Raw genomic sequence first — 22,756 nt, forward strand, 5'->3', positions numbered from 1 at the left:
CCAGCTTAGTTATTATTCTGCATGGCGTTCAGCATGCTGAACTGCTGTGCTAGGTAGGAGCCCATCGAGTTCATCTGTGCGATCATGCCATCCAATTGAGCGAACTGAGTACGATAGCGGGAGATGTTGCGCTCGATGCTCAGCTCCATTCTGGCCTTCCGTTCCTTGAGATTGTCGATTCGCTGCTCTGCGCTGTTCACAGAAGTTTGAATCAGACCATCGTCACCGGTAATCGACTTGAGCGTCGCGCTCAACCTGCCCGCAAACCCCTCTTCTGATGACTCACCTGCAAAAAAAGCGCTGAGAGCTTCAGGGCTGTTGGAGATTGCCTCGTCCAATTTCGTATCATCTACCTGAAGACGGCCACGCTCATCGATCGCGATGCCAAACTGCGCCAAACGAGTAAAGTCGCCAGTACCCACTGGATTTGTCACGTCACGGCTTAGCCGTGTTTCAACAGTGCGTACGGTGCGGTCGCCTAGCAGCTCGCCAGACGTCTCTCCCTCACCATTGAACGCTGTCATACGGCCTACGGTGGACTTCATTTCATTGTAGGTGCTGACAAACTCCTTAATGGCTTCTTTTAAAGAGTCTTCATCGCGCTCAATGACAAGACTAACGGGCGTTTGTGAAGCCGCTGTCAGGTCGAGCGTTACGCCTTGGATAGCACCTTCCACCCGGTTGCCACTGCTTGTAATCGCAATGCCATTCACTTCCAGAGCGGCATCCTGGCCTGCACGTCGTGTACTGGTATCCATGGACAGGCCATCTAGACCCGAAAAACCAATAATCGAAGCTTCTTTACCGGTTTCTTTTGAGCTCAAGGCTAGCCGGTAGCCTGTGCCGTCATTCACGATAGAGGCCGTCACGCCAGCGTCTGCATCGGCATTAATTTGATCGCGCACGCTAGCTAATGTGCTGCCTGCAGAAATATTGATCGTTTTGCTGCTCAAGGCCGGCGCATTCGGATCGAACGCGCCGTCGGTATAGGTGGCGCCAAAATCTAACGTTAGGGTGGTGTCGCTGGCAGCCAGGACTTGATCCATCGTGACGCTGTTAGACGCCACGCTGCCCGCCCGTGCCAGCTGTGTCACATTGATATCGTAACGTCCAGCGTTGGCCGACTCTCCTGCTGTCGCGCTGACCCCTTCGCCAGTCACCGTACTTTTTTGCTGATTAAACGTGGAAGCATCGTTCAACGCGGTAATCGACTCTTGCAGACGATCCATTGCCGACTGCAGGCGACCGTACGCCGATATTTTGGTTTGTTGAGTATTCTGTTGCTGCGTGAGCGGCGTTAGCTTCTGCCGCTCAGACGCTTGCAGCTGAGTCAACAGGCCATTCAAATCCAAACCTGAACCAACGCCAAGAGAGGTAATCGTCGCCATGTGGCTCAGCTCCTTTTCGTTTAAAAGTTATAGACTGAGTAGATTATCGGCAGGGTGGAAAAAAACTTTAGCTTTGCAAGGATCAAAGAGCTAAAAAAGGCCTAGAGGATACTCTAGGCCAACATGACTTCGTATTCGAGTTTAGTTTTGGCCTATCTGGCCTAGTGTCGCAAGCTGCTGAGTCAGGTAGGCGCTGGTCTGATTCATTTGACCTACCATGCTGTCCATCGCGGCGAACTGAGCCCGGTAGCGCTCAACCGTTTGGTCGATACGGCTTTCCGTTGTCGCGAAGCGATCGTTTAGCGACGAAACCCGACGCTCTGAGCTGCTCACAGCGTTTTCCAGTCGTCCGCTTGGCCCGACGAGCTGTTCGATCGTCGCTGAAATTTGTCCTGCCATGCCATCCTCACTGGAGGTGCCTGCAAAGAAGTCCATTAACTGATCGGGTTGATTAGCGATGATGCCATCAAGCTGCTCATCATCGATTGCTAACGTTCCATCCAACTGAAGAGAGATGCCAATATCGGAAAGCATATTGAAGCCATCCCCTCCAAGGCTACGACTTAGTGCTTGGCGCAAGGTAGTTTCGACTGCCCGTGTGGCGCTGTCACCATTCAGCTCGCCCGCACTATCGCTTTCCGGATTATAGGCAGTCAGGCTGCCAATGGTATTTTTCAGCGCGTTGTAATCATCGACAAACGCCGTGATCTGCTCACGAATTGCCTCACTGTCCTGAGACACCGTCAAAGTGCTGCTGGCGTTGGCTTCTGATAGGGTCAGCGTCACGCCTTGAATAGCATCCTCAATGCGATTGGTGGCACTGACGATATCAATACCGTTGACATTGAACGCCGCATCCTGACCTGCTTGCACCACCTGCGTGTCGCTAGTGGCAACATTCGCGTCTAAAATTTGTGAAAAATTAGTGCTTTGAATGCTGGCCGCAGCTCCTGTTTCCGTTGCATTCACAGAAAGACGATACCCTTCCCCATCATTAATGATCGAGGCACTCAAACGTCCATCACTTTGTGCGTTGATAGCATCCCGCATGTCATTGAGCGTGCTTCCATCCTCGATCACAATGGGGTCTATGGCACCATCAGCGAGAGAAAAAGACAGCGTTTGTTGACCAGAGACAAGTGCCACATCCGGGGCGTCTAAACGCTCCGTGACTAAACTGCCTGCCGTGGCTAGCTGATCGACTTGGATATCGTACTGGCCTGGCTGGGCATCATTGCTACTCACAGCAGCAACGGCACCCCCTTCCACACTCGTACTTAGACTTTGAAAAGCGTCCTGCTCGTTCAATGCTTTAGCCGACGCCTGAAAAGCAGAGAGCGCGCTTTGCAACTGCCCATAAGCAGAAATTTGCGCCTGCTCTGTTTCGATCTGTTGCTGGATGGGTTCGAGTTTGGCACGTTCCGCCTGCTGCAGTTGCGTCAGTAAGCCATTGAGATCCAAGCCAGAACCAATACCTAACGATGTAATAGAAGCCATAATCAAGCCTTTATTGGTGCGTTTTTACTCGCTATTAGTCACTCCTAATCAAGAGGCAACGTATTTTCTAGCGCAGTCGACATTTCTTAACATCATTAACCGTTTTCTTTATCTTATATTTTTCGGCAGTGCACAGCACTACTTAACCAGTATGACGAACTTTTAAGTTTCTATATGTAAATACAAGTAACGTGAAGAATCTCACGCCAGTCATTGGATAACTTGTATCAACCATAGACCTTAAAGACTTCATTTTCTTGACAGTTAGCTATGGGTACCGCTCAGAAAGCGCTGAGAGCCTCACGAAATATAGACCTTGGTCTAATCCCCCTCCTGCATTATAATGCACTGCAGCACACCCATTTTGCTGCGAATGCAGGAGCCTCCCCCCATGCCCGCCGAAGCGTTACCCTCTGCGTCGACCGCCTCCTTCCATATTCAGCGCAGCTTACGACACTGTCTCTCCAGCGTAGCCGAAATGCTGTATGAGAGCGGACACGTGCTCGAAACCATCACACTGACACAGCGAGGTCTGTCCCGCCAAGAGCTGGATAGGCTTCGCCAGCAGCACCCGCGCTGGGCGATTTGCCAAACCACCTTGGAAAAGAGCGACGCCGCCATGTTCAATGACTATGGCCGCTTGGTGTTGACGCCATTGGGCCGAGAGCTAATGTTCGATATGTTTGGTCAAGGTGCCGCCGACTGCGCTTGAGCATCATTAGCGATATGAAAACGCCCGCTGAGAAAGCGGGCGTTGGCAGATGCTGATGTCGCGCTGCGTTAGCACTGATATTTCAGTACTAATGCTTCGATTCTGAGAGAACCGCTTAGCGCAGCCCTAACAGCGAAAGAATAAACAGCACGACAACGATCAGGCCGATGATATAGATGATGTTACGCATAATGGCACTCCTTGCTTTTGCGTTTCATGGAAATCAAAGGGTTGCTTCCCTTCAACGGGTGCTTTTAGCGTAGCAGGCTTTTTATCGATTTGCGTAATGTCCGTCAGCGTTCCGCTGAGGGAACCTTGTCTGTGCATGGCTTTCAGAGCCGTACCACTCTCTTCTCAGGTATCGCCATGAAAACGACGGCTTTTATGCTGGCGTGTGCAATAAGTGCGTTGACCGTTACGCCGGTCCTTGCGTCAGCCCCTTCATCGGAGGCGCTGCAAGCACTCGATCGACAGGCCCGAACCCTCGATCGTCTACACACCGTCGTGGTGGCACATGACGGTACGATCATTCATGAGCATCATCAGGGCGGTCCCGGCGTCGCGGAGCCTGCCAACGTCAAGTCGCTTTCTAAAACGGTATTGGCCGCCGTGACCGGCGCGGCCATCGAATCAGGCATTATCGAATCGGTGGATCAGCCCCTCGTGGCGCTACTCGATAACGTGCCGAGCAGCGCCGATCGTCGAGTCAACGACATCACGGTCGCTCACCTGTTGGCCCAGCAGGCTGGGTTGGAGCGCACTTCCGGCAGCAACTACGGCGCTTGGGTAGCTAGCGCTCACTGGGTAAACGATGCGCTTACACGCCCGTTCGTCGACCGTCCTGGTGGTCGAATGCTCTACTCTACTGGCACCAGCCATTTGCTGTCGGCAGCGCTGACTCAGGCCAGCGGCGAAAGCACGCTTGCACTTGCGCAGCGCTTGTTGGGCGAGCCGCTCGGTATTGCGATTCCCCCTTGGCCGCAGGACCCTCAAGGGATCTATTTTGGTGGGAACGACATGCAGCTTTCCCCACGCGCGCTCATTGCGATTGGGGAGCTATACCGTAATGACGGCAAGAGCGATGGCCAGCGCGTGCTGCCAGAGGGTTGGGTAGAAGACTCTTGGACGCCCAGAGGCCAATCGCCTTGGACAGGCGATGGCTACGGTTTTGGCTGGTTTATGACGACGCTCGCGGGTGAAGACGTTGCTTACGGGAGAGGATATGGCGGGCAGGCGCTGTATGTGATTCCTGAGCGCGACATGACGGTGGTGATCACGTCAGACCCAACGCCGCCCTCTCCCGGCGGCCAATTTCAGCAACGGTTGAATGAGCTGGTCGTCGGTTTATTGGAGGATGAGTAGCGCGGCGCAAGAAACGTCATGCCCTCGCCAACTACTCCCCTTTATGCGCCAAACTCATCAAGTAGAGCGCAGCGGCCAGCGCCAGCACGGACAGTGCCAAGTAGATCGCATCCAGCGGTGTGGCAAAGCGAATGTCCACCACGGCGCGGAAGAACTCGATGATCACGGCCAGAATCACCACGCGGGCGATTTTGTCTTTCAACTGATCCAGCGAGGCGACGTTGAAGGGGTGGGCGGGGTAACGCACCTCGGCTTGGTCGATACGCGAGACGAACAATCGATACACGCCCAGCCCGAAAATCAGCAGCACGATGGCAATCAGATAGATATCCACCGCGATAATGATGTCGGGCACCAGGGTGTCATGGATATTTTGGCTGTCATCCACCAAGTAGTAGTGCAGCACATCCCCCACTACCTTGAAAATATCCAACGTACCGACGATAAACAGCATCAGCGAGCCCAGCAGGCTTGGCACCACCGCCAGCATGACCAAAAAGCGCGAATTCCACAGCGCCGTCTCGATACGCCTCTCCCAAGTAGACTGCTCGTGAGGCGGCTTGGGTGGCGGTGTCGACTGAGGTGAAGGTGAGTGACTCATCGTAGACGCATTGCTCCTTATGGTATCCAAGCCCATCACAAACATACCTTGACTCTGCCTAACACGTCGACCAGCGGAGCCAGTTCACAAGCAGCGCTTGGTAAGCATTAAATAAGATTCATCAAGACGACCGTAAACGTCACGCCCGTCAGCAAAAACCCCAGCGCGAGCATCAGTCCATCTCTCGCCACCAGCCCCAGCCCAAACAGCGAAAGTGCCAATCCAGCGCCATTGGCACTGAAAGGGATGAACTCCATGGGTGGCATCGCTAACGCCACCAGCAGGCAAGCGAAGGCCGTCACCCGAATACCGATATAGCCCGTCATCCACGCCAAGCGCACGCCCAGCAGTCCATCGACCCAACGGGCCGGTTTTTTCATATAGTGCAGCCCTTTATCGAATTTATGCCGAGACAAAGAGCGGTTGAGCAACCAACTAGGTAGCCAAAACGTTGCTCGACCGATCAAAAGCTGCACCGACGTGAGCAGCACCAAGGCGGCCATCAGCGTGGGCATCCCGGGGATATCACCAATGATCGGTGCCAGTGTAATCAAGCCTGCCAACAGCAGCAGCGGACCAAACGAGCGCCGCCCCACCGCATGCACCACATCATCCACGCTCACTTTCGCGTTTTCCCGCTCCATCCGTTCCATGGTGTGGATCAGTTCGGTTAAATTCGTTGCTTCCTGCGTATCGCTCATGGGCGTCTCGGCGCTCCTTTGCCGTGAGTGTTGTGATGGATAGCGCGCTCGTCGGGTGAGTGGCTGAGTTTGCTGCGAATGAAGTCGCTATGACTGACGTAAAGTAGATCCGCCAGCCGACGGATGCGATGCTCTTCCAGCGGGTCAAGCGAGCCATCGGCCCAGGCCAGCTCCCACATGAGGTTCACCAGTTCCAGGCGCTGATCGTAGTCGTAGTGCTGTTTGATCAGGCTAACGAACTGATAGTGATCCACTGCATCGTCGACCTCCGCCTCTGCCAATGCCATCAACTGGCTGACATCTTGCTCATCGAGCCGGTAGCGCGCCATCAGCATCTTCTTGAGGGCCGCGCGCTCTACGTCGCTCTGATCGTAGTCCGCGCGCATCACCTCACACAGTAGCGCTGCCGAGGCTAGCTCCAGGGTCAGGCTTTGGTCATCACGCTGCTCAGGCGCAGAGAGGGCCTGTTGAAAAAAAGAGTGAATAGCATCCAGCATGGCGAACTCCTCCTGTCAGTGGCTAGCTTAGGACTCCAAGATGCCTCGAGAGTGCCGCCTCAATCTTTGCGCTTGGCAAGCTGCTCTTTGAGCTGTTTGGGCACCTGTTTGATGATCAGCCGATCGTGGGTTTCGTCATATTCAATACTGGAACCCAGCAGGTGTGAATCGAAGCTGATCGAGACGCCGCCAGAGCGACCGGTAAAGCGGCGAAACTGGCTAATGGTGCGTTTGTCCGGCGGTATTTCCGGCGAAAGGCCGTAGTCGGCGTTGCGAATATGGTCGTAAAACGCCTTGGGCTGCTGCTCGTCGACGAGCTCGGAGAGCTCTTCCAGCGTCATGGGTTCGCCACGGCGTAACTGCTCGTTGGCGTAGTCGACCAGCGTATCGGTTTTTTCACGGCTGGCATCGTCGTCCAGGTCCTCTTTTTCGACGTAGTCGCTAAAGGCTTTCAGCAGCGCACGGGTTTCGGCAGGAGCATCGATGCCCTCCTCCATCCCCAGCAGCGACGCGACGCCGTCGGCCAGCTTTTTACCGCCGCGGTCCTTCAGGAACGATACGTACTGCGTGCTTTCCGTACCGCTCTGCCACTGGGTCAGGTTGATGCGGGCCGCCAGGGTGAGCTGGCTCGTATTGAGTTGGGCGGCGGGCACCGCCTGGTGTGCGTCGTTGAAGCCAATGCCTTCCCGCTGATGCACGAGCGCCATGAACAGCGTTTCGGTGTCACCTTGACGAAGGTGGGCGATGACCAAGAAACCGCCCACCGAGAGCTGGCCCTGCAGCGTTTGAGCCAGCCGCTCGGCCATGGCGCTGGCCAACTGGGCAAAGGTTTGCTCGTCGGCTTGATACGCCTTGAGCCACGCCACCAAGGGGCCCGCCTGCTCACCCTGCTCGGCAAAACGCCCCCAGCCTTTTGTCTTGGTGTTGTAAGTGTCGTTTAGCGCGTTCACCAAGCTTGCCATCACCGCGTCATCGCTAGCGGTGTCGGCCTCGGTAGGTGGGGCAGTCACACTCAAGCGTTCGCCGTCGAGGGAAGGCTCCAAGCGGTAAACGGTACTGTGTAGCAGCGGCATAAACAAACATCACCTTTTGAAAAAACGTCGACTAGCGCACATCGATATCAAGGCTTCAAGCGGTAGCCAGTGCGGAAAATCCAGGCAATGGTGGCAAGACTGGCCGCCAGAAACAGCAAGATCATCGCCACGCTGGCCCCTAAGCTGACATCGCTGATGCCGTAGAAGCTCCAGCGGAAGCCGCTGACCAGATAGACCACCGGATTCGCCAGGGTCACGCTCTGCCAAAACGGCGGGAGCATATCGATGGAATAGAAGCTGCCGCCTAAAAACGTGAGTGGCGTAATCACCAACAGCGGCACGAGCTGCAGCTTGTCGAAGCCATCTGCCCAGATGCCGATGATGAACCCCAGCAAGCTGAAGGTGACGGCGGTCAGCACTAGGAACGTCAGCATCCAGAACGGGTGGGCGATCTGCAACGGCACAAAGAAGCTGGACGTGCCGAGAATGATCAGCCCCAGCAGTATCGATTTCGAGGCCGCCGCCCCTACGTAGCCCACGACGATCTCTAGATAGGAGATCGGCGCCGACAAAATCTCATAGATGCTGCCGGAAAACTTGGGAAAAAAGATGCCAAACGAGGCGTTCGAGACGCTTTGGGTCAGCAGCATGAGCATGATCAAGCCAGGCACGATGAAGGCGCCGTAGCTCACGCCGCCAATTTCCGTGATCCGCGAGCCAATCGCCGCGCCAAACACCACGAAGTAGAGCGAGGTGGAGATCACCGGCGAGACGACGCTTTGCAGTAGCGTGCGGCGGGTGCGCGCCATCTCCGCCATGTAAATCGCGCGAACGGGATAGAGGTTCATGAACGCTCCTTCACCAAGTCAACGAAGATGTCTTCCAGCGAGCTCTGCCGGGTGTGTAGGTCTTTAAAGCCAATGCCCGCCTGCTCTAGCTGCGTTAACAAGGTAGAGATCCCGCGCCCTTCCTCTTCCTGGCGACCATCGTAGGTGTACACCAGCTCATGACCGTCGGCGGCCAAGCTGAGCGCTTCCTGCGCCAGTGCGGGCGGCAATTCCGCCAGCGGGCTATGCAGTTGCAGGGTCAGTTGCTTGCTGCCCAGCTTTTTCATGAGCGCGGCTTTTTCTTCCACCAGTACGATCTCGCCGCGATTGATGACGCCAATGCGGTCGGCCATCTCTTCGGCTTCTTCGATGTAGTGGGTCGTGAGAATGATCGTCACCCCCTCATCGCGCAGCCCGCGCACCACGTCCCACATGTCCCGGCGAAGCTCGACATCCACCCCGGCGGTCGGCTCATCCAAAAACAGAATGCGCGGCTCGTGGGAGAGTGCTTTCGCAATCAAAACCCGGCGTTTCATACCGCCGGAGAGCGTCATCAAACGGTTGTGACGCTTATCCCACAGTGAGAGCGACTTGAGCACTTTTTCGATATGGGCTGGATTGGGGGCTTTGCCAAACAGGCCGCGGCTGAAACTCACCGTGTTCCACACCGTTTCGAACGCTTCGTTGGTGAGTTCTTGCGGCACGAGACCGATCCGCTCGCGGGCTTGGCGGTAATCGCGCACGCTATCGAAGCCGTCGACGATGACATGGCCTTCGCTTGGGTTAACCAAGCCACATACCACGCTAATCAGCGTGGTTTTACCCGCCCCGTTCGGGCCGAGCAGAGCAAAGATTTCACCGCGTTGGATGGTCAAATCCACACGGGTGAGCGCCTGAAAGCCACCTTCGTAGGTTTTATTCAGGCCATCGATGGTGATGATAGGGTCGTTCAAGGCGTGCTCCTTACATCGCGGGCCAGCGCAGTACCGGCACAGCACGATGCCAATGGCACCGCGACGGCAGCCGCGGTGCATGACGGCCTTTAAAAGGGATTAGACGATGTCTGGAAAAGCGGCGTGCGCCGCCAGTCAGACAGAGTGCTAGGTGCGGCTGGTGATTTCGAGCAAGTGATAACCAAACTGAGTCTGTACCGGCCCATGCACTTTATTGAGTTCACCGCTGAAGACGACCTTGTCGAATTCAGGCACCATTTGGCCGGGGCCAAAGCTACCCAGGTCACCGCCTTGGCGACCAGAAGGACAGCTAGAGTGCTGCTTGGCGACATCGGCGAAATCACGACCGTTTTCGATCTCTTGTTTCAGCGCGTTGCACTGCTCTTCGCTGCTTACCAAAATATGACGGGCGCTGGCACGTGCCATAACGAACTCCTTTAATAAAACCAATTTGGCGGGCCAGTTTACCACGCCTGCCGCTAGTCGTGACCCAAGGCACCGCTATAACGAAGCGCCTCGCCCACCTTCGCCAAAGCGCGCTCGTGCGCCTGCACCGAGAGCGGCCCACGGGTACACGCCACCACGACCCAAGGGCCGTTTCCGGCGCGGCTCTCCTGGGAGGCGAGCACCTCGCGAGAGGCAATGCCAGCATCACAGCTTCGCCGATGCTGCGTGCCCGTTTTGTGCGCAAAGGTAAATGCGCGGCCCATGCCCCGTTTCAAACGGTGCTCACCGGATTGGGTTCGTTGCATGATGCCAAGCAGCGTTTGGCGCTGTTCGGCATTCATATCCTCCATGCCACCGCGATGCAAGCTGGCCAGTAGGTCGCCATAGGCGCGCAGCGTGCCGACGTTTTCACCCGTGGCTTCATAAGCATCGAAGGCGTGGTCATAGTCGGGTTGGCCGAAGCTTTCTTCGCTCACGTCCAGCACACGGGCCAACGCAGCGGAGCGCTGGTTCACACCGTATTGTCGCAGGGCGATAAAATCTAACCCGCTCAGCTGGCGAGCCCCGGGATGCCATTGGCCATACACGCCTTGGCGAACGTCCACCAGCTTGCTGATGGGGCCGAGATGCTCCGGCTTGCCGTTGCTGGCAGCGATCATACGGCGGGCACGAGCATTCACGGCATCCAGGCCGACGCGGTCGATCAGCATGTCCGTGGCGGTGTTGTCGCTGACGGTAAGCATCTGCTCGAGCAGGTAGCGCACCGAGATCGGCGTGCCGGGGTCGTGCCAATTGACCGGCCCTGCGCCATCGACAAAGTCGCTACGTGCCAGGATCAGGCGTTCATCCAAGGAGAGCGTGCCCGCCTGACGCTCGGCCAGCACCTGAGCCGCCACGGGCACTTTAATCAGCGATGCCAAATACCAGGGGGCGTCTGCCTGCCACGCGTACGCCTCGCCCGTTGCGAGATTCTGAACGTAAACGCCAAGTGCTCCGCCAAATACGTCTTCAATGGCGCTTATTCGGGCGTCTAGATCGCCTTGCCAAGGGCTCTGCTTATCGACCTCGTAATACCAGTTCGTGTTAGCCCATACCGTGGCGCTGGCGGGCAATAAAACACCTACCAGCGCTGCCGCTAGCCAGCATTTAAACTGTCGCAACCGTACCTCCTACCGCTGATGGTGGCGAATTATTTGTATCGGGCGATCCAGCGCGTTAGCCAAATCCACAGCGCGGCCCCAATAATCAACAGCCCACCGACGCCAAGCGCCTGTGGATAGGTGTACATGCCTTCTCCTTCCAGCAGAAAACGCAGCACCAGAAAAATCATTACAATGTGAAAAATGAACGCTTTGAGGGCATCGCTACCCACGACCGTCAGCGGTGTCAACACCCGAGATGCCGCCGACCCACCCGCCAGCGCCATGCCTAGAATCACCAGCGCACCACCCACGCTGTACAGCGTGAATTTTAGCCCAGGCGGGTGCTTGCCATCGTTATTCGCCACCGCCAACATCGCAGCGGACACATCGCCTTCGGACAAGGCCAATCCAAAGAACGCGGCGACCATCACCGCCCCTGCGCCCAACAGCGTCAGCACCAGCCGTCGCCGCAGCGCCGTATCAAAATAGCAGCGTAGCAGGGCTTCACCGATCAGCAGGCCCGTCAAAATCAGCGGCGCGCGGCTGAGCTGCCCCCAGGTGTAGTGGTCTTCATGATCGACCAGCAACGCTTTCAAGGTATCGTTACCGCCAAAGCTTAACCCCTGCAGCCAAGCAGAAAGCGCGGTCAAGCCAATAATGAGCGTACACCGACTCCATAGCGGTGCGCGCGCCCATAGCGGCAGCACGAGCGGCACCCAGAGTAGCGCAATGGCGTAAAAGCCGAGAATCTCTACCCAAATCGCAAAGCGCTGGTAAAGCAGCGCATCGACAATATCGCCAGGCGCGTAATACGGCAGCATCTCGACGATGGTGAGCGCCTTGTACCAAAACCACACTTCTATCGCGCGCACCCACAGTTTTAGCCGCCTTCTTGGCCATGCATCCGTTTGGGTAGACGCTAAAAACGCCACGGCCAGCGCAATCCCAAATACTAAAATGAACAGAGAAGAAGAGAACTTGGTAAGAAAGTGGACGGGCACCATGCCCCAATCGGGCACGTTGCGTATGCCAATCAGCCCGCTCACCGTGTGGCTGAGAATCATCAGCCCAATCGCTATACCACGGGCGAGATCGATCGCATCTATACGCCCTTCCGCACGGGGAAGGTGCGGCACTTCTTGCCAGGTAAACACGTTAGCAACGTCCTTGTAGGGTGTTCGTGTTAGTGAAGCGTTGCTTTTACCATAGCCTATCCGTCTAGTGTGATACGGCGCGTTATTAAACGTTGCCACTCTTCCAACACAATAATTTCAACACAATAATTCCAACACAACAGTGCCCCGCAATGGCGGGGCACTGTGCTGCTCATCCATGAGCGTGAGGTGAAGGACTTCCTTTCGCTAAGAGGGGGTTACTGGCCTGACGTGTCGTTCTTTTCCGTTTCCCACTGCTCCTGCTCTTCTTCCTCTTCTTCATACGTAAATTCTTGCTCTTCCTCTTCGTACTCGGTGGTCACGTCATCCGTCGTGGCATCCTGCTCCTGACCGGTGTCGTAGGAGTTATAGGTGCCTTGCTCGTCCTGCATGGTCTCTTCTTGCGGTGTTGTAGGCTGCTCTTCGTGCTCTTCCATCGCAAACGCCAACGGGCTTGCTACCAGACCAAACGATACACCCAGAATACCCAGTTTCTTGAGAGCTTCCTTTTTCATGGTCGTGCCTCCTAATGGCAACTCTTTCGTTCAATTCAGCGTTCAATATTCACAACGTTGCATCTTCACGATCGATAAGAGCGGCGAGTCGTCCTAACTTTTCGCTCTTGCCCAGTCATTGCAGCCACCGTACCAGAGCATACCCAAAACCCATGTATCATATATTTTTCAGAAGCTTATTGAATAAATACGCAACTATATATCCGCTGATCCGCGACTTTTAATTAGCGAAAACTTGTTTATGTTTGACACATGGGACCCAGCGATTCATGCCATTCAGCACGCAGGCTAATTAAGCATCAGAGATAGCGGTCAAAGCAGAAGCGTTGGCGGGAGAGGTTGCAAGGCCAGAAAGGCTTATTTTAACCCAACATAACTGCTGGTATCTTTTGGTCACCGTTCATCGTATCGAGAAAACAAATGTCTACCCAACAAGCATCCACGTTTCGTTTAGTGACCCGCAGCGATTTTGATGGTTTGGTTTGCGGTGCCCTGCTCAAGCATTTGGGCCTCATCGACGACATTACCTTCGTGCATCCGAAGGACATGCAGGACGGCAACATCGAGATCGATGCCAACGACATCACCACCAACCTGCCCTACGTGCCTGGCTGCCACTTGGCTTTCGATCACCATTTGAGCGAAACGGTGCGTAACGTCGAGCGGGCCGACAACCACATCATCAACGCAGACGCCCCGTCTGCGGCCCGCGTGGTGTGGGAGTACTACGGCGGACATGAGGCCTTCCCCGCCCGCTGGGACGACATGATGGACGCCGTCGATAAAGGTGATTCTGCCCAGTTCAATAAAGACGAGATTCTCGATCCTCAGGGGTGGGTGCTGCTGAACTTCATCATGGATGCCCGCACGGGCCTGGGCCGCTTTCGCGATTTTCGTATTTCCAACTATCAGTTGATGATGAAGTTGATCGATTACTGTCGAGAGCACACCATCGATGAAATCCTCGCCCTCGACGATGTAAACGAGCGCACTACGCTTTACCGTGAACACGAAACGTTAGCGAAAGAGCAGATCAAGCGCTGCGCTACCGTACATGGCAACGTGGTGGTGCTGGACCTACGCAACGAGGAGATCATCTACGCGACCAACCGCTTTGTCATCTACGCCATGTACCCCGACTGCAATATCTCGATTCACGTAATGTGGGGGCTCAAGCAGCAGAACACCGTGCTAGCGATTGGTAAATCGATCCTCAACCGCTCCAGCCGCACCAACGTAGGCGAGCTGTGCCTAAGCTACGGCGGTGGCGGTCACCTGAACGCGGGCACCTGCCAAGTCGATAACGACCAGGCAGAGAAAGCGCTGGCGGAGATTATCGAGAAGATTAGAGCGGATGGGTAAAGAAGCTACTTATCTACCTTCGTTCTTCTAATACCCACCTCGTCTTCGCCCCTCACGTCACCGGCGTCTAAGGGGCGAAGCAAACGACTCTTCTTCAATACCCCATGACATCGGGCAGCCATGTGGCCAGCCCAGGTACGGCAATCAGCAGCAGAATGGTCGCCAGGATGGGCAGCAAGAAGGGCAGTATCGCAGTCACCACTTGGTCATAGCGTAAGCGTGTAATGCCCACCATCAAGAACAGCACGGTGCCGAAGGGCGGTGTAATCACACCCACCGACAGCGTAATCACCATGACGATACCGAAGTGTACGGGGTCCAGCCCGGCGCTCAGCGCGGCGGGTACCACAATGGGGGTAAAAATTAGGATGCTTTCGATCACCGACATGAAGCAGCCGATCAGCAGGAAGAACAGCGCAAAGCAGAGCAGCAGCACGAACATGGGCATATCGATACTAGCCACTTGGCCCGCCAGCGCCTGGGGGATGCCCATACGCACGAGAATCCAGCCATAGAAGCTAGATACCGCGATAATCAGCAGGATCACCGCACTGAACATCAGGGTGCGACGGAAAGCATTGAAAAGATCCCGCCAACTCAAATCGCGATAGATCAAGCCACCCAAAATCACCGCATAGAGCGAGGCAATCGCGCCTGCTTCCGTCGGTGTGAAAAAGCCGCCCCAGATGCCACCGACAATGATCGCCGGCATCATCAACGGAAGAATGGCGCGTTTTCCCGTGCGGACGACTTCACACGCATCGAAGGGAACCGGCTTCGGCATCACCACCTTGCCACTGGTCGATAGCAATAGCGTCATGCCCATGAGCAGCAGCGCCATCAATATGCCCGGCAGTAGCCCCGCCATGAACAGCCCACCGATACTCACATTGGCCAGCCAGCCATAGACCACGAGGGCGATGCTGGGCGGGAGGATGGGGCCGATCACACTAGAGGCCGCCGTAATGCCGGTCGAGTACCCCAGTGCGTAGCCACGCTCCTTCATGGCTTTGATTTCGATGCTGCCAAGCCCGGCAGCGTCGGCCACGGCAGTGCCCGACATAGTGGCAAAAATAGAGCTGGCGACCACGTTAGCGTGGCCCAGGCCACCCTTGGTAAAGCCCACCAAAGCGGTGGCAAAGTCAAAAATGCGCGTCGTGGTGGAGCCGATATTCATGATATTGGCGGCCAAGATGAACAGCGGGATTGCTAAAAGCGTAAAGTTATTGAGGGTTTGTACCATCCGTAACGGCAACAGTTCGACGGGCAACCCGCCGGTTCCCGTCACGACGAGGGCAACAAAGGACGTCACGCCGATGGCGACCACGACAGGCAAGCCTATTGCCATGAGCACTAGCAGGCCGCCGACGAATATCAGTAGTTCGGTCATGGCCGAGAGGCCTCCTCTTCACGGGCCGCGCCCAACCACACCACGGGACCACGCACGCATTGCCACAGGGCGATCAGCGCCATGCCAACAAAGCTGAAAAAGACACCGTAATAGAGGTAACTGAAACTGATGCTAAGCGAGACGGTTTTATTGTTGGCGCTCACGTCCGACATGATCCACGCCCCCCAAGCGGCAAGCGCGAAAAAGCCAAACGAGATCAGCGCTGTGAGACGATATTGAACATGCCGACCCAGGCCGGAAAGCTTGTGACTAAACAGATCAACGGCAAGGTGCTCGCCGCGCACCCAAGCCGATAAAGACCCAAAACCAATGGCATAGATGGCTAGCATCGAAGCCACCTCTTCTGTCCAGGGCATCCCAATGCCGAGCAGGTCGCGGGCAATCACGGCCGCCACGATCAGCAGCAGAATAGCGGCCATGAGCGCAACGCCCACCCCGTCGCAGAGACGAGTCACACTCCTTAGCGTATAGAAAGCCACTCGATCCAACCCTTTGCTGGGCGCTACCGCGTCTTCCACCAGAAAGCTCCTTATCTGAACGTTTTTTGATCGCCTATGGAAACCAGTCGTTGATAGCGTATTGACCTGACGTCTAAAACAGCGACGACCCAAGGGGCCGTCGCGAGCGCTGTGCTACGTGTGTTACGGGTCTTGATGACCCAGCGCGTCTTCACGAACACCGTCGGCCATATCCGCCATGACGCGGTCAATGGCCGGTAACGCGGCTTCACGGAAAGGCGTAACGTCTGGCTCGATCACGGTCATGCCTTCCTCTTGAAGGGCCTCGAGATAGAACTCGTCGAGTTCGCGCTCTTGCTCTGAACCGTATTGACGGGCCACGTCGATCGCTTCTTCGATCAGCGCTTGGTCCTCGGCTTCGAGGCCGTCCCACCAGCGTGAACTGGCCACCCAGCTCCACGGGAATTGTACGTGGCTGGTCATGATCAGGTAGTCCTGTACTTCCCAGAGACGGCGAGTGTAGGGGGAGGAGAGCGAGTTCTCATGACCATCGACCTGACCGGTCTGCATGGCAAGATAAATTTCGGGCGCGGGCACGTTGACGACCTGAGCACCGATCTCTTCCCACACTTCCAGCCATACTGGCAGCGACGGTAGGCGCAGGCGGAAACCCTCCAGATCGTCCGGCGTGTGGATCTCTTTATTCGCCGTCATATGGCGGGGCCCGCGGTGCTGCAAACCAAAATACTTCAAGCCGCCCTGGCTTTCGGCTTGCTCCACCAGCGCTTGGCCGGAGGGACTCTCCATGTAGGCATCCACGTCCTCCCAAGTGGTGAATACGAAAGGAACCGTAATGGCGTCATATTCAGGCGCATACTGCTGGCGCCAGTTACCGCCGGTGATGGAGAGCTGGGTTTGACCCAAGTTGAGCAGTTCCAGCACGGCGTTTTCGCCGCCTAGCGAACCGGCTAGGAAAGGCCGCACGTCAAAGCGACCGGGCGCTTTCTCTTCCAAATACTCAGCGAAGCGCTCTACGGCGGCACTTTCGGAACCACCCTCGCTCATGGTGTTATTGACTTGAATCTCAATGGGGTTGGCCAGCGCGAACGGGGCTGTCGTCAACATGCCTAAGGTCGCCAGCGTGGCAAGCAGGTGTTTCCGCATGGGAAGGCTCTCTATGGTTGTCGTTATTGGGTGTGATGCTGGCTCGATCTTGAAACAAGCCGCCAAGGTGCTCAAATCGGCGTTCGAGAAGGCAGGCTTCGTCAATGACGATGGCTGCAATCGCCCAGAGAATGGCGCCTTTTCAAAGATGCGGCAAAAGAGTGCGACTAAAGATGGATACTCAAGCGCTCGGATTCGTCACCCAATGACGCTTTCCCGAGCAGTTCAATAACAAGTCACTGTGGGAGTATTCTCCATGCACGAAACCAAGCAGGTCGTGTTCATCACCGGTGCGACGTCCGGCATTGGGCTCGCGTGCGCTCACCTCTTTGCCCAGGCAGGCTGGGCACTCGTTTTGACAGGCCGGCGCCAGGAACGTCTAGAGCAGCTACAGGCGACCTTTGAAAAACAAGTGCCGACTCATACGGCGACGCTGGACGTCAGCGACGCCAAAGCGGTAGCCAACGTCGTGGCGGCCTTGCCCGAGCCTTTTCAGCGGGTGCGCACGCTGATCAACAATGCCGGGTTGGCGCTGGGCAAGGATCCGGCACCGCAAGCATCACTGGATGACTGGCACCGTATGATCGATACCAACATCAAAGGGCTGGTCAACGTCACCAAGCACTTGCTGCCGCATCTGTGCGCTTCTCCCTCAGGGGCCACGATCATCAACCTGGGCTCCATTGCCGCCAATACGCCCTACCCGGGCGGCCATGTATACGGTGCCACCAAGGCTTTCGTGGAGCAGTTCAGCTATAACCTACGCTGTGACGTGGGCCCGCTGGGCATTCGCGTCACGGACCTGGCCCCCGGCATGACGGCCAGCGAGTTCACCCTGGTGCGCATGAAGGGCGACCAGAGCGTCGCCGACCGCTACTACGAAGGTGCTCAACCGCTCCAGCCGGAAGACGTGGCCACGCAGGCGCTGCATGTGGCCTCCCTGCCTGCCCACGTCAACATCACCCGCCTGGAAGTCATGCCCGTGTGTCAGCAGTGGTCAGCACCGACCATTTTGCGCAATCAAACGTGAGTGTTGGGCTCGGCGCATTACGTCGCTGGGCCAACCACATGCTTCACCTCTAGGTAGGCACTCAGTCCCCAAGGCCCCAACTCGCGGCCAATGCCGCTACGCTTGAAGCCGCCCCAGGCGGTTTCGGGCAGTACGAGCTGCTCGCTGTTGTACCAAATACTGCCTGCCCTCAACTGGCGGCCAATGCGCTTGGCGCGTTCCGGATCACCACTGATCACCGTGGCGGCGAGGCCAAAGTCACTGGCATTGGCAAGCCGAATGGCTTCGGCATCGCTGGTCACGCTATGGCCGCAAAGCACGGGGCCGAAGATCTCTTCTTTCCACAAACGGCTCTCTACCGGCACATCCCGGTAAAGTGTGGGTGCTAGAAAATAGCCTTGCGCGGGTAGCGTGCGGTGCCGCCCATCGCGCACTACCGTGAGGCCTTCCTGCTCGGCAATATCCAGATAACGCTTTACCGCATCGCGCTGCTTGGCGCTGGTCAACGGCCCTAAGTCGGTACCTTCGGCAAGCGGGTCGCCCAGTGTCAGCGCATCCATCCGTTCGGCAAGCGCCGCATAAAGTGCTTCGGCAATGTCTTCGTGTACCAATAGACGCGACGTGGCTGAGCAGATCTGCCCAGCGTTGAAGTAGATACCGGCCATCACCCAGTCAGCGGCTTGGGCAGGGTCTGCGTCTTCCATCACTACAATGGGCGATTTACCGCCCAGCTCCAGCGATACGCTCGCGGTGCGGGTACTGGCAGCCTGCATGACGGCCTCGCCCACGCGGTTACTGCCGGTAAAGGAGATTTTATCCACGCCAGGGTGGTTCGTCAGCGGCGCACCGATGCCCTTACCGTCACCATTGAGCAGATTCAACACCCCTGCGGGCAAGCCGATTTCCAGCGCGATCTCCGCCAGCACCCGTTCAGGCAGTGGCGTCACTTCCGACGGTTTGAGCACGGCAGTACAGCCTGCAGCCAAGGCAGGCGCCAGCTTCCAGGCACTGGTCACTAGCGGGAAGTTCCAGGGTGCGATCAGCCCCACGACGCCGACAGGGTCGTGATACGTGCGTGCTTCAACGCCGTCCATGTCGACATTGACCCGTTCCCCTTGCCGGGCATCCAGCGCTTTGGCTTGCTTGGCGTAGTAGCGATAGCAGGCAATCGCATCGTCCAGATCAACACCTGCTTCCACCAGAGGCTTACCGTTATTGGTGGCCGACAGGGTGATCAATGCCTCTCGACGAGACGCTAGTGCATCAGCAAATCCATCGAGGTAGTTGGCACGTGCGGCCCCTCCCAACGCCTGCCATTCAGGTTGAGCCTGTTGAGCGGCGTTTACGGCAAGATCGACATCTGTCGCATCTCCCGCTGTGACCTGGGCAATACGCTCCTCGAGGTAAGGATTCATCACGTCGAGCAAACGGGTGCCCTTCGATGCAACCCACTGGTTGTTGATGAACTGCTGGTTGAGTGTCTGCATGGAAACGTCCTAGTCAGAAGGTGAGCACGCGCGCTGCCAGGCAGCGGCGTCGATCTCGATCAGTAGCGGCCCGCTGGGAGCACGGTTGGCGAGCGCCTCGGAAAGCTCGTCGGGGCTCTCTACCAGCATGCCCGGGCAGCCGAAGCCTTCGGCCAGAGTCAGGAAGTTGGGCGCTTGAATATCGACCCCCAAGCGAGCTACGCCGTTGGCATCCATATAGCGGCGGATCTCTTCATAACCGGCGTTATGCCATAGCACGACGACCACGGGCAGACGAGCTTCCACGGCGGTGGCGAGTTCCGAGAGTGTAAACATCACCCCGCCATCCCCCACCAACGCTACGACGGGTAAATCTGGCCGGGCTAGCTGCGCCCCTAGTGCCGCAGGTAGCCCATAGCCCAAGGTGCCGTAGCCAGTAGACGCATTGAGATAGCGGCGCGGCGCGGGCTGGCTGACGAGGTGGTTGCCGGCATACACCGGCGCGGTGGAGTCGCCCACGAGAATGGCGTCAGGCAAATGGTCGGCCAGCGTTGCGTAGAGGGGCACGAAATCGCTAAACGCGGGATCGTTGGCCAAATCCAAAGCGTTCAGAGTAGAGGCCGTTCGCTCGACGCCCTGACGTTTCAGAGGCTCAGAAAAATGCTTGAGCAGAAGCTGCAAACTCCGCCCGGCATCGCCCACCAGGCCGAGCGTAGTACGCTGATTGCGCACCAGCTGCTCGGGATCGATGTCGATACGAATCAGCGTGCCGTTGAGATGAAAGCCGTCGTCGAAAACGACGTCATAGTCGGTTTCGCCCAGCTCGGTGCCTATGGCCAAAATCACATCGGCACTGGCAGCCAGCTCCCTCACAGCGGGCAGTGCGGCATTGGCTCCCAGGTCCAGCGGGTGATCACGCCCCAGCAGTCCCTTGGCGTTGATGGTCGTCACCGTGGGGGCATCCAGCTGCTCTACCAGGGCCCTGGCGGCGTCTGGCGCTGACACACAACCACCCCCTAACAGCACCAGAGGCTGCTGCGCCGCCTTGAGTAGCCGAGCCGCCTCGGCCAGCCCTTCCGGGTCGGGAGCCGCGCGGTATAGCGTGGGCGCTTGCCAGCTAGTCGGCACGCTGACAGGCGCATTAAACAGATCGATAGGGATTTCGATATGTACCGGGCCTGGGCGAGCACCACTGAACACGGCAAAGGCGCGGGCCAGTACTTCCGGCAGCGTGCTGGCATCCAGCAGCGTGTGGCTAAACCGCGTCACGCCGCTGATCAGTTGCTGCTGGCTGGGCAGTTCGTGCAGCCGCCCCTGACCTAAACCCAAGGTATCGCGTCGGTTGACGCTGGAGATCACCAGCATAGGAATGGAGTCCGCCAGGGCTTGGCCCATGGCGGTGGCTATATTGGTCATCCCCGGCCCGGTGATGATCAAGCACACCCCCGGCTGACCGCTGGCACGGGCATAGCCATCGGCCATGAAGCCAGCCCCCTGCTCGTGGCGCGGGGTGATGTGCTCTACCTCACTGCCTTCCAGGCCACGGTACAGCTCGACCGTGTGTACACCGGGAATGCCAAACAGTGCCCGCACGCCGTAGGTATCGCGCAGCAGGCGGATCAACAGGTCGGCGCAGGTCATCGTCGTTGACTCGTTCATACATGACCTCTTAGAAGAAAAACGTATGGGCCATGAAGGCAATGATTGGCAGCGTAATGGCCGTACGCAGCAGAAACACCACGGCTAGCTCCCAGAACCTGATGGGAATCTTCGACTTGAGCAGCAGCGCACCAATTTCCGACATATACACCAGCTGCGTCATGGAGAGGCAGGCAATCACGAAGCGGGTCAGCTCGCTATCGATGTTGGTGGCCAGCACGGCAGGCAGGAACATGTCCGCGAATCCTACCAGCGTGGCAGGGGCGGCCGCCTGGGCTTCGGGAAGCCGCAGCAGCTCCAGCACCGGCACCATGGGGTAAGAGAGCCAGGTAAATAGCGGCGTGAACTCGGCCAGAATCAGCGCTACGGTGCCAATCGCAAACACCAGCGGCAACAGCGTCAAGAAGATGTCGATAACGTTGAGCAGCGCCAACCGTGCTAGTTCTTTTGGCCCTGGCGCGCCTGCCGCGCGGCGGGTGGCCTGCAACAGGCTGTAGCGGAACAGGCCCACGTTTTCGGTGCGCTCCTCGCTTAACTGGCAGCCGACCGGCTCGTAGTAGTCATCGGATTTACGCGACAGCGGCGGAATCCGCGAGACAACCACCGCAGCAATTAAGCCCGACACCACGACGGTAAAGTAGAACGGCACGAACAGGTGATTGAGATTGACGAAATTGACTACTAACAGACTAAAAGCGATGGACGCGACAGAGAAGTTCGTTGCAATCACCGAGGCTTCGCGGCCATTGTAATAGCCCTGCTCGTACTGTTGGGCAGTAATCAGCACGCCCACCGTTCCCGACCCCATCCAAGAGGCAGTCGCATCGATAGCGCTTCGCCCAGGCAAGTTGAAAATGATGCGAAACGGTTTGCGTACCATGGTGCCAATGAACTCCATGAAACCGAATTCGACCAGAAATGGCAGCAATACGGCAGCAAAGAAGAAAAAGGTCAACAACACGGGGGCTAAGTCATTGAGCATGACACCGCCGGTAAACGACGCAGTGACGAACTCAGGCCCAAACTGGAAAAAAGTCATGATGACAAAAACGGCACCCAAGACCCGCATGGCTATCCAAATCGCGCCCACATTGAACATATCGTGGAAAGGCCCACTTTTCGCCCAGGCAGGTTGGGTGACTTTAACGTAGAGCGTCACGACGACTGATAGGCACAATACGAACAACGCGATAGCGGGTAAGGCGTCCTCCAGCAGAGATTGCAGCCCATCTGCCATGATCCCCATGCCAATATTGATCGAATCACCTATTTGGAAAGGCACCAAAAACAGCATTACCCCAATGATGGAAGGGATCAGAAACTTCAGTAAATCTCGGCTAGGGATGGGGGCCGTCGATGTCGGTTCTTCCGACTTCGCTTGAGAATGAGACATACGA

Annotated in this window: 22 protein-coding genes; 4 read left to right on the forward strand and 18 right to left on the reverse strand. The window is 56.9% G+C overall.

What is annotated here, in order from left to right; genetic code table 11:
• Nucleotides 1-5: 5 nt before the first annotated feature.
• Together fliD (FHJ80_RS03955) and fliD (FHJ80_RS03960) are read right to left on the reverse strand one after the other, a co-directional pair.
• Nucleotides 6-1,388 (reverse strand): flagellar filament capping protein FliD, encoded by a 1,383-nt coding sequence (gene fliD / locus FHJ80_RS03955; protein ID WP_139525742.1) that lies wholly within the window; start codon nucleotides 1,386-1,388, stop codon nucleotides 6-8.
• A gap of 141 nt (nucleotides 1,389-1,529) precedes the next feature.
• Nucleotides 1,530-2,885, reverse strand: coding sequence for a flagellar filament capping protein FliD (fliD, locus tag FHJ80_RS03960; protein ID WP_139525743.1), 1,356 nt, complete (start codon nucleotides 2,883-2,885; stop codon nucleotides 1,530-1,532).
• Between the two features lie 391 nt (nucleotides 2,886-3,276).
• On the opposite strand from fliD (FHJ80_RS03960), the gene FHJ80_RS03965 reads away from it, so the two are divergent.
• Nucleotides 3,277-3,597 (forward strand): hypothetical protein, encoded by a 321-nt coding sequence (locus FHJ80_RS03965; RefSeq protein WP_139525744.1) that lies wholly within the window; start codon nucleotides 3,277-3,279, stop codon nucleotides 3,595-3,597.
• Between the two features lie 366 nt (nucleotides 3,598-3,963).
• Nucleotides 3,964-4,959 carry a serine hydrolase gene (locus FHJ80_RS03970; RefSeq protein WP_139525745.1) on the forward strand — a complete coding sequence of 332 codons (996 nt, stop codon included), beginning with the start codon at nucleotides 3,964-3,966 and terminating at the stop codon, nucleotides 4,957-4,959.
• A gap of 31 nt (nucleotides 4,960-4,990) precedes the next feature.
• Here FHJ80_RS03970 and FHJ80_RS03975 read toward each other — a convergent pair whose 3' ends face one another.
• From FHJ80_RS03975 to FHJ80_RS04020, 10 genes are all read right to left on the reverse strand, one after another.
• Nucleotides 4,991-5,560 (reverse strand): YqhA family protein, encoded by a 570-nt coding sequence (locus FHJ80_RS03975; RefSeq protein ID WP_139525746.1) that lies wholly within the window; start codon nucleotides 5,558-5,560, stop codon nucleotides 4,991-4,993.
• Nucleotides 5,561-5,667: 107 nt separating this feature from the next.
• Entirely contained in the window at nucleotides 5,668-6,261 is a 594-nt protein-coding gene (locus FHJ80_RS03980; protein ID WP_139525747.1) for an exopolysaccharide biosynthesis protein, read from the reverse strand.
• Entirely contained in the window at nucleotides 6,258-6,758 is a 501-nt protein-coding gene (locus tag FHJ80_RS03985; protein WP_139525748.1) for a TerB family tellurite resistance protein, read from the reverse strand. The genes FHJ80_RS03980 and FHJ80_RS03985 overlap by 4 nt, the downstream gene beginning before the upstream one ends.
• Nucleotides 6,759-6,817: 59 nt before the next feature.
• Nucleotides 6,818-7,831, reverse strand: a complete 1,014-nt coding sequence (locus tag FHJ80_RS03990; protein WP_139525749.1) for a nucleoid-associated protein — start codon at nucleotides 7,829-7,831, stop codon at nucleotides 6,818-6,820.
• A gap of 47 nt (nucleotides 7,832-7,878) precedes the next feature.
• The gene (locus tag FHJ80_RS03995; protein WP_139525750.1) at nucleotides 7,879-8,640 is read right to left on the reverse strand and encodes an ABC transporter permease; all 762 of its coding nucleotides are present in this window, start codon (nucleotides 8,638-8,640) and stop codon (nucleotides 7,879-7,881) included.
• Nucleotides 8,637-9,572: an ABC transporter ATP-binding protein gene (locus FHJ80_RS04000; RefSeq protein ID WP_139525751.1), complete on the reverse strand. Its 936-nt coding sequence runs from the start codon at nucleotides 9,570-9,572 to the stop codon at nucleotides 8,637-8,639. The genes FHJ80_RS03995 and FHJ80_RS04000 overlap by 4 nt, the downstream gene beginning before the upstream one ends.
• Before the next feature lie 147 nt (nucleotides 9,573-9,719).
• Nucleotides 9,720-9,998, reverse strand: coding sequence for a peptidylprolyl isomerase (locus tag FHJ80_RS04005; protein WP_016915098.1), 279 nt, complete (start codon nucleotides 9,996-9,998; stop codon nucleotides 9,720-9,722).
• Nucleotides 9,999-10,051: 53 nt separating this feature from the next.
• Nucleotides 10,052-11,146 carry a serine hydrolase gene (locus tag FHJ80_RS04010; protein WP_255303885.1) on the reverse strand — a complete coding sequence of 365 codons (1,095 nt, stop codon included), beginning with the start codon at nucleotides 11,144-11,146 and terminating at the stop codon, nucleotides 10,052-10,054.
• Between the two features lie 62 nt (nucleotides 11,147-11,208).
• Entirely contained in the window at nucleotides 11,209-12,315 is a 1,107-nt protein-coding gene (locus tag FHJ80_RS04015; RefSeq protein ID WP_139525753.1) for a heparan-alpha-glucosaminide N-acetyltransferase domain-containing protein, read from the reverse strand.
• Between the two features lie 218 nt (nucleotides 12,316-12,533).
• Nucleotides 12,534-12,830 carry a hypothetical protein gene (locus FHJ80_RS04020; protein ID WP_139525754.1) on the reverse strand — a complete coding sequence of 99 codons (297 nt, stop codon included), beginning with the start codon at nucleotides 12,828-12,830 and terminating at the stop codon, nucleotides 12,534-12,536.
• Between the two features lie 420 nt (nucleotides 12,831-13,250).
• Here FHJ80_RS04020 and FHJ80_RS04025 point away from each other — a divergent pair, with 420 nt between their 5' ends.
• Nucleotides 13,251-14,192: an exopolyphosphatase gene (locus FHJ80_RS04025; RefSeq protein ID WP_139525755.1), complete on the forward strand. Its 942-nt coding sequence runs from the start codon at nucleotides 13,251-13,253 to the stop codon at nucleotides 14,190-14,192.
• Nucleotides 14,193-14,286: 94 nt separating this feature from the next.
• Here the strand turns inward: FHJ80_RS04025 and FHJ80_RS04030 are convergent, their stop codons facing one another.
• From FHJ80_RS04030 to FHJ80_RS04040, 3 genes are all read right to left on the reverse strand, one after another.
• Nucleotides 14,287-15,582: a TRAP transporter large permease gene (locus FHJ80_RS04030; protein WP_139525756.1), complete on the reverse strand. Its 1,296-nt coding sequence runs from the start codon at nucleotides 15,580-15,582 to the stop codon at nucleotides 14,287-14,289.
• A complete protein-coding gene (locus FHJ80_RS04035; protein WP_139525757.1) occupies nucleotides 15,579-16,121 on the reverse strand; it encodes a TRAP transporter small permease in 543 nt (180 codons plus the stop codon). The genes FHJ80_RS04030 and FHJ80_RS04035 overlap by 4 nt, the downstream gene beginning before the upstream one ends.
• Before the next feature lie 123 nt (nucleotides 16,122-16,244).
• Nucleotides 16,245-17,225, reverse strand: a complete 981-nt coding sequence (locus FHJ80_RS04040) for a TRAP transporter substrate-binding protein (RefSeq protein WP_139525758.1) — start codon at nucleotides 17,223-17,225, stop codon at nucleotides 16,245-16,247.
• A gap of 256 nt (nucleotides 17,226-17,481) precedes the next feature.
• Between FHJ80_RS04040 and FHJ80_RS04045 the strand changes: the two genes are divergently transcribed.
• A complete protein-coding gene (locus FHJ80_RS04045) occupies nucleotides 17,482-18,255 on the forward strand; it encodes an SDR family NAD(P)-dependent oxidoreductase (protein WP_139525759.1) in 774 nt (257 codons plus the stop codon).
• Nucleotides 18,256-18,272: 17 nt separating this feature from the next.
• On the opposite strand, the gene FHJ80_RS04050 is transcribed toward FHJ80_RS04045, so the two are convergent.
• The 3 genes from FHJ80_RS04050 to FHJ80_RS04060 are packed head-to-tail and all read right to left on the reverse strand — an operon-like array spanning nucleotide 18,273 to nucleotide 22,752.
• Nucleotides 18,273-19,721, reverse strand: coding sequence for an aldehyde dehydrogenase family protein (locus tag FHJ80_RS04050; protein WP_139525760.1), 1,449 nt, complete (start codon nucleotides 19,719-19,721; stop codon nucleotides 18,273-18,275).
• Nucleotides 19,722-19,730: 9 nt separating this feature from the next.
• Entirely contained in the window at nucleotides 19,731-21,359 is a 1,629-nt protein-coding gene (locus FHJ80_RS04055) for a 5-guanidino-2-oxopentanoate decarboxylase (protein WP_218013965.1), read from the reverse strand.
• Nucleotides 21,360-21,369: 10 nt separating this feature from the next.
• Entirely contained in the window at nucleotides 21,370-22,752 is a 1,383-nt protein-coding gene (locus tag FHJ80_RS04060) for a YjiH family protein (protein ID WP_139525761.1), read from the reverse strand.
• Nucleotides 22,753-22,756 lie beyond the last annotated feature (4 nt).

Source organism: Halomonas sp. BL6, assembly GCF_006228115.1.
GTDB lineage: Bacteria > Pseudomonadota > Gammaproteobacteria > Pseudomonadales > Halomonadaceae > Vreelandella > Vreelandella piezotolerans.

What these genes read in the sequence shown, in the direction of transcription:
- fliD (WP_139525742.1), bottom strand. Translation starts at nt 1,388, where the DNA reads ATGGCGACGATTACCTCTCTTGGCGTTGGTTCAGGTTTGGATTTGAAT.
- fliD (WP_139525743.1), bottom strand. Translation starts at nt 2,885, where the DNA reads ATGGCTTCTATTACATCGTTAGGTATTGGTTCTGGCTTGGATCTCAAT.
- FHJ80_RS03965 (WP_139525744.1), top strand. Translation starts at nt 3,277, where the DNA reads ATGCCCGCCGAAGCGTTACCCTCTGCGTCGACCGCCTCCTTCCATATT.
- FHJ80_RS03970 (WP_139525745.1), top strand. Translation starts at nt 3,964, where the DNA reads ATGAAAACGACGGCTTTTATGCTGGCGTGTGCAATAAGTGCGTTGACC.
- FHJ80_RS03975 (WP_139525746.1), bottom strand. Translation starts at nt 5,560, where the DNA reads ATGAGTCACTCACCTTCACCTCAGTCGACACCGCCACCCAAGCCGCCT.
- FHJ80_RS03980 (WP_139525747.1), bottom strand. Translation starts at nt 6,261, where the DNA reads ATGAGCGATACGCAGGAAGCAACGAATTTAACCGAACTGATCCACACC.
- FHJ80_RS03985 (WP_139525748.1), bottom strand. Translation starts at nt 6,758, where the DNA reads ATGCTGGATGCTATTCACTCTTTTTTTCAACAGGCCCTCTCTGCGCCT.
- FHJ80_RS03990 (WP_139525749.1), bottom strand. Translation starts at nt 7,831, where the DNA reads ATGCCGCTGCTACACAGTACCGTTTACCGCTTGGAGCCTTCCCTCGAC.
- FHJ80_RS03995 (WP_139525750.1), bottom strand. Translation starts at nt 8,640, where the DNA reads ATGAACCTCTATCCCGTTCGCGCGATTTACATGGCGGAGATGGCGCGC.
- FHJ80_RS04005 (WP_016915098.1), bottom strand. Translation starts at nt 9,998, where the DNA reads ATGGCACGTGCCAGCGCCCGTCATATTTTGGTAAGCAGCGAAGAGCAG.
- FHJ80_RS04020 (WP_139525754.1), bottom strand. Translation starts at nt 12,830, where the DNA reads ATGAAAAAGGAAGCTCTCAAGAAACTGGGTATTCTGGGTGTATCGTTT.
- FHJ80_RS04025 (WP_139525755.1), top strand. Translation starts at nt 13,251, where the DNA reads ATGTCTACCCAACAAGCATCCACGTTTCGTTTAGTGACCCGCAGCGAT.
- FHJ80_RS04030 (WP_139525756.1), bottom strand. Translation starts at nt 15,582, where the DNA reads ATGACCGAACTACTGATATTCGTCGGCGGCCTGCTAGTGCTCATGGCA.
- FHJ80_RS04040 (WP_139525758.1), bottom strand. Translation starts at nt 17,225, where the DNA reads ATGCGGAAACACCTGCTTGCCACGCTGGCGACCTTAGGCATGTTGACG.
- FHJ80_RS04045 (WP_139525759.1), top strand. Translation starts at nt 17,482, where the DNA reads ATGCACGAAACCAAGCAGGTCGTGTTCATCACCGGTGCGACGTCCGGC.
- FHJ80_RS04050 (WP_139525760.1), bottom strand. Translation starts at nt 19,721, where the DNA reads ATGCAGACACTCAACCAGCAGTTCATCAACAACCAGTGGGTTGCATCG.
- FHJ80_RS04055 (WP_218013965.1), bottom strand. Translation starts at nt 21,359, where the DNA reads ATGAACGAGTCAACGACGATGACCTGCGCCGACCTGTTGATCCGCCTG.
- FHJ80_RS04060 (WP_139525761.1), bottom strand. Translation starts at nt 22,752, where the DNA reads ATGTCTCATTCTCAAGCGAAGTCGGAAGAACCGACATCGACGGCCCCC.